This is a genomic window from Streptomyces sp. NPDC055078, from assembly GCF_053607985.1.
In genome coordinates, this window is record NZ_JBSGUP010000653.1 from 1 (window position 1) to 4,586 (window position 4,586).

Sequence of the window (4,586 nt, forward strand, 5' to 3'; positions counted from 1 at the left end):
GCGCCCGCGCGAGCGGCAGCAGCAGCGGGAACGCGGGCAGCAGAAAGCGCGGCTTCGACTCGAAGAACCCCGAGCCCCCGACGGTGATCAGCACCAGCACGCCCGTGTAGACCAGCAGCGCCACCGGCGGCCGGTCCAGGGCGAACAGCGCGAACAGCAGCAGCGAAACCGCCACCACCACCAGGGCCACCACCAGCGACAGCAGCGTCGGCCGCAGCACGATGTCCCGCACCACCCGCAGCGCCCCCGCCCCGAAGTCGAAGGTCGACGTCCAGCCGCGCTGTACGGCGAAGTAGCCGCCGACCGGATCGCCCGTACGGAACCCGACGTACAGCACATAGCCGCACCAGCCGGCCGGGGCGAGCGCGGCACCCGCCCCGAGCCGCCACCCCGGGCGCTCCCCGCGCCGGTGCGCCCTGAGGATTTCGTACCCGGCGACCGCGAGCACCGCCGCCGCCACCGCGATGCCGTTGGGCCGGGCGAGGCCCGCCAGTGCGGCCAGCGCGCCCGCCCACAGCCAGCGGCGGGTGAGCAGGGCGTAGAGCGACCAGGCGGCGAAGGCGGTCAGCACCGGTTCCGTGTACGCCATGGACAGCACGATCGAGTGCGGCAGCAGCCCCCACAGCAGCACCAGTGCGGTCGCCGCGCGCCGCCCGTACAGCCGCTCACCGATCGCGTAGACGCCCCAGGCGGCCACCCCGGCGGCGGTCCAGGAGATCAGCAGACCGACGGTCCCGCTGGTCACCGGTACCAGGGTGGTGCCCGCCCGGATGAGCCCCGGGTAGAGCGGGAAGAACGCCAGATCGCTCTGGACCGCGCCGTCCGGCCAGTGCAGCACGCGCCCGTACCCGTGCTCGGCGATCAGCATGTACCAGTCGGAGTCCCAGGCCCTGGCGAGAATCCCGCGCGGCGAGCGTCCGATGTGCCAGGCCCAGCAGGCCATCACCAGCAGCCCGGTCAGCCGCGCCGCCGCGAACAGCCCGAGCGCGGGCCCGGCCCGCCGCAGCGCGTCCCGCCCCCGGCCCAGCACCCGGGCGTCCGCCGCGCCGCTCGCGGTGACTGTGCCGGCCGTGCCGCCTGCGGTGGCTGTGCCGGCCGTGGCGGCCGTACCGGCCATGTCGGCCATGCTGGCCATGTCGGCCGTGTTGGCTGTGGTCGGGGCGGTCAGGGGACACCTCCGGGCGCGCACCGTTCTTCGGTCAACCCGACGATGAGTGGCCCGCGCCGTTCAGGCGAGCGCCGACCAGCCGAGGGGGCCGGTTGCGCACGGGTTCCCACTCGGTCGGCTGATGTGTGGTGTGTCGTCCGTGACAGGGCCCGGCCCGGGGAGCTAGGGCCTCCGGCCGGGGCCCGTGCGCGCTCCGGATCGGTGTGTCCGTCCGGGGGCGTTCGCGGGGTCAGGTCTCCGGGCCAGGTCAGGGAACGGTCGGCGATGTGAGTAAGCCGCTCCTCGAAGATCTTCTGTGCGTCCGGGGTCAAGGTCGTCGGCGCGACCATGGCTGTCAGGACCCGGACAAGGCCAACCGCACCCCGCGCGGTGTGGAAGAGGCGGCGGAATGGCCTGTCTCCCACCCCGGTGCCGCCGTGGGTTCGGGGGCCCGACCGACCGGACGTGGCCGTCTGACGGAGCCCGGCCGTTTGACGGGGATCTGGCTCCCGGCCGACGGGCTATCGGAGGTAGGTCCGCTGCCATTCAGCGATCGACATTCCCACTGCCGCCTCTGCCAAAGCCTGTGCCGACGGCGTCTTCAGCTTCGCGCGGGTGGAATCCACCCATTCCTGGGCTGCCGGGTAGCCCTGCTGGAGGTACTCCACGCCCTGAATGGTGCGGCAGGGCGACCTAGGCCGGGTCGGCTCCTTCCATCATCGCAAGACAGAACCAATCACGGCAGTGCGCCAGGAGTGTTCAGCGATCGTCTCCGGGTCCTTGACGCCCGCGATCCACCAGCCGCTGCGCTGCCGCGCTTGAGGGCACCCATTTCCATCAGGTAGCCCGCGGTTCCGTGGTCGTGGCCAGTGCTGCTGGCATCCGCCATTTCGGCCCCTCCAGGCAGGTCAGGTGTGCAAGGTCAGACCGTAATGCACCGACTCCAGTTCACGCCTGGTCTGCTGCGAGACGGCTGCACTGTCCAACAGGGTGGTCACTCGACTGTCGAGTGCCTGGTTCAGTTGACGGTCGGCAGTGAGGAGGCCGCGGCGGGATGTGAGAAGCGCCCACACACTGTGCGCGTTCAGGTCGATGCAGCCAAGTTCAGGAGAGAGCCGGTCGACGAGTGCACGAAGGAGGGTGACGCCGTCCCAGGACTCTTGTGACCGATTCATCATGAATGTGTCGCCGGCTCGGGGGAGTTGATCAATGCCGAGCCAGTATGCCCAGTAGTTGAGGTTGGCGATCTCGCCGGTCTCATCCCCCATGCCGTCACGAATGAAGGCATGAAGTGGCTCCGTGTTGCCGTGCCGGGTGAGGGATGCGGCCACCGATCGGGCGTCGGCCCAGTGGGAGTTCCAACAGCTCACGGCCGGTGCCGTCGAGTACGAGGAGTTCCGAAGCCTGCTGCTCCCCTCAGCAATCCACAGCGACGGGCTCACCAATCCCCTGGACCAGACCAGGGGACGACTGATCCAGTATCTGCGGGGGCTCGACCTGGCCGCACTCACTCCCATCGTGCGGAAGGCGGCTATGACGGAACTGGAGTACACGACCTAGCGGTGTCCCGTCGCTCCCGTACGCCGGAGCGATGGGACCCTTCCACTTGTCGGGGCCGGAAGGACGGATACCGAGATCAGCGATTCCGCAGCGTGGACAGCCTCTTGGACGCTTCTTCCAGCACATCGTGCCGCTTGCAGAAGGCGAACCGTACGAAGGGGGCGCCCTCGTCGCGGTGGTCGTAGAAGACCGCGTTGGGGATGGCCACCACCCCGCACCGCTCCGGCAGCGCGCGGCAGAACGCGAAGCCGTCGTCCTCGCCCAGGGGCCGGATGTCGGTGGTGACGAAGTAGGTCCCGGCCGGGCGGTAGACGGTGAAGCCGGCGTCCGCGAGGCCCGCGCTCAGGAGGTCCCGTTTGGTCCGCAGGTCGTCGCGAAGACCGTCGAGGTAGGACTGGGGCAGCCGGAGGGCCTCGGCGACGGCGTACTGGAAGGGGCCGGCCGAGACGTACGTCAGGAACTGCTTGGCCGAGCGGACCGCCGCCACCAGTTCGGCGGGCCCGGTGACCCAGCCGACTTTCCAGCCCGTGTACGAGAAGGTCTTGCCCGCCGACCCGATCGTGGCGGTCCGCTCGCGCATGCCGGGGAAGGAGGCGATGGGGATGTGCTCGCCGTCGAAGACCAGGTGCTCGTACACCTCGTCCGTGACGACCAGCAGATCCCGTTCGACGGCGAGTGCGGCGATCGCGGACAGCTCCTCGCGGGTGAGCACCGTCCCGGTCGGGTTGTGGGGGGTGTTCAGCAGGATCAGCCGGGTGCGGTCGGTGACCGCGTCCCGCAGTTCGTCCAGATCGAGGTGGTACGCGCCGTCCCGGGGGCGCAGGGTCACGGGCACGCGCCGGCCGCCCGCCATCGCGACGCAGGCGGCGTACGAGTCGTAGTACGGCTCCAGCGCGATCACCTCGTCGCCCGGCTCGACCAGCGCGAGCAGCGCGGCGGCGATGGCCTCGGTCGCGCCCGCTGTGACCAGGACGTCGGTGTCGGGGTCGCAGACCAGTCCGTACCGCGTCCGCTGGTGGTCGGCGATCGCCGTGCGCAGCTCGGGGACGCCGGGACCCGGCGGGTACTGGTTGCCCCGGCCGTCGCGCAGCGCCCGTACCGCCGCCTCGCGGATCTCCTCGGGGCCGTCCGTGTCGGGGAAGCCCTGGCCGAGGTTGATCGAACCGGTCCGGGCGGCCAGCGCCGACATCTCGGCGAAGATCGTCGTGCCGAACTCCGCGAGCCGGCGGTTGAGAGGCGGCCGGGACCCCGGGGCACCCGTACCGGCCCCCTCCCGGACCTGCGGTCGGGGTCGCGGTGCCGGTCCGGGCGCGGGTACATCCATGGTGGCCATGGGGCCATCCTCGGCGGAAGCTCTGGAGTTGCTCAAGTCTGCTTTGGCGCGTCCGGGCCGGGGGCATCCCCCACTCACACAAGAAGCGGCCTGGCCGGGAACGGCCACGCAACGGGGCGGGGGCCTGCTTCGGGGGACCTCCGGAAGTGTTTCCGGGGGATGAAGGGTGGGGTGAGAGCGATGGTCGCGTTCATCTGGATTCTGCTGATCGTCGTGGCCGTGGTGCTGGCCGTGGTCGCCCTGGTGGTGGCCGCTCAGCGGAACGAAGGGGCCAGGAAGCCGGCCCGGAGCCGGCGGGCCTCCGGCGGCGGGTCCGACGGCGGCAGTTGGTGGTCCGGGGACGGGGGCTCGTCGTCCTGCGATGCCGGCAGTGGCAGTAGTGGCGGCGGATGCGGTGGTGGCGGCGGTGGCGGATGCGGTGGCGGAGGCAGCTGACACGGGGCAGCTGGTCCGCACCCGCGTTCGCGACCGCGAAGGGCGCCCGGCGGGAGGGGCTTGCCGGGCGCCGTTCTGCCGAGGGGGGAGGGGAGGCGCCCGGCGGGGAGG

At 71.3% G+C, this 4,586-nt stretch carries 7 protein-coding genes; 2 read left to right on the forward strand and 5 right to left on the reverse strand.

Going from position 1 to position 4,586, the window contains the following annotated elements:
* From ACWF94_RS34140 to ACWF94_RS34155, 4 genes are all read right to left on the reverse strand, one after another.
* On the reverse strand, positions 1 to 1,027 hold a 1,027-nt coding region (locus ACWF94_RS34140), incomplete at its 3' end, for a glycosyltransferase family 39 protein (RefSeq protein WP_453497631.1).
* 641 nt (positions 1,028 to 1,668) lie between these two features.
* The gene (locus tag ACWF94_RS34145) at positions 1,669 to 1,815 is read right to left on the reverse strand and encodes a hypothetical protein (RefSeq protein ID WP_453497617.1); all 147 of its coding nucleotides are present in this window, start codon (positions 1,813 to 1,815) and stop codon (positions 1,669 to 1,671) included.
* A 48-nt stretch (positions 1,816 to 1,863) separates the two neighbouring features.
* Positions 1,864 to 1,941 (reverse strand): hypothetical protein, encoded by a 78-nt coding sequence (locus tag ACWF94_RS34150; RefSeq protein WP_453497634.1) that lies wholly within the window; start codon positions 1,939 to 1,941, stop codon positions 1,864 to 1,866.
* 114 nt (positions 1,942 to 2,055) lie between these two features.
* Positions 2,056 to 2,478, reverse strand: a complete 423-nt coding sequence (locus tag ACWF94_RS34155; RefSeq protein WP_453497620.1) for a hypothetical protein — start codon at positions 2,476 to 2,478, stop codon at positions 2,056 to 2,058.
* Between ACWF94_RS34155 and ACWF94_RS34160 the strand changes: the two genes are divergently transcribed.
* Positions 2,462 to 2,707, forward strand: coding sequence for a hypothetical protein (locus ACWF94_RS34160; protein ID WP_453497623.1), 246 nt, complete (start codon positions 2,462 to 2,464; stop codon positions 2,705 to 2,707). The genes ACWF94_RS34155 and ACWF94_RS34160 overlap by 17 nt on opposite strands.
* A gap of 76 nt (positions 2,708 to 2,783) precedes the next feature.
* Here the strand turns inward: ACWF94_RS34160 and ACWF94_RS34165 are convergent, their stop codons facing one another.
* Positions 2,784 to 4,040: a pyridoxal phosphate-dependent aminotransferase gene (locus ACWF94_RS34165; RefSeq protein ID WP_453497626.1), complete on the reverse strand. Its 1,257-nt coding sequence runs from the start codon at positions 4,038 to 4,040 to the stop codon at positions 2,784 to 2,786.
* 180 nt (positions 4,041 to 4,220) lie between these two features.
* Between ACWF94_RS34165 and ACWF94_RS34170 the strand changes: the two genes are divergently transcribed.
* A complete protein-coding gene (locus tag ACWF94_RS34170; protein WP_453497628.1) occupies positions 4,221 to 4,475 on the forward strand; it encodes a hypothetical protein in 255 nt (84 codons plus the stop codon).
* The last annotated feature ends 111 nt before the right edge of the window (positions 4,476 to 4,586 follow it).